Origin of the sequence: Rhizobium sp. AQ_MP, assembly GCF_014237835.1 — a bacterium.
In the GTDB taxonomy this organism is placed as follows: domain Bacteria; phylum Pseudomonadota; class Alphaproteobacteria; order Rhizobiales; family Rhizobiaceae; genus Allorhizobium.
This window is the reverse complement of sequence record NZ_JACJVI010000094.1, coordinates 1-341: the sequence shown is the minus strand read 5'-3', so window position 1 is coordinate 341 and position 341 is coordinate 1. Positions and strand designations below refer to the sequence as shown.

General features: G+C 58.9%; 1 protein-coding gene and 1 pseudogene. Both read right to left on the bottom strand.

Going from position 1 to position 341, the window contains the following annotated elements; all coding sequences use genetic code 11:
- Window positions 1-252, bottom strand: a 252-nt coding sequence (locus H6M51_RS25125) for a 4Fe-4S dicluster domain-containing protein (protein ID WP_407073615.1), incomplete at its 3' end; no start/stop codon positions are given.
- Between the two features lie 10 nt (window positions 253-262).
- A pseudogene (locus H6M51_RS25120) lies at window positions 263-341 on the bottom strand (nitrate reductase); the annotation flags it as partial.

Below are 341 nucleotides of genomic sequence, written 5' to 3'. Positions count from 1 at the left end.
AGCGTCGAAGAAGACATCTGCGTGCGGACAATGCTCGCGACATTGGCCGCAAAAATCGCACCCTTCGGATGTAAAATCGAGCGTCGGGATGCCGACGTGCATCGAGATGATCGACGGCGGACAGTGATCAATGCATGCCCCGCATTGCACGCAGATCTCTGCCACGGGGCGTACTAGGCCCGGCGGCAGGATGCGGACTTCTTCCTTGATCTGTCCTCGAAGAAGGGCTCGCCGGGATAGTAAGGTCACCATCGCCTCCTTGCTAAGCTGGAGGACCGGGTGGACCGGCGATGATTTGATACATCCAGACCATGAAGCCGAAGCCTCCGACGGTCGCTACC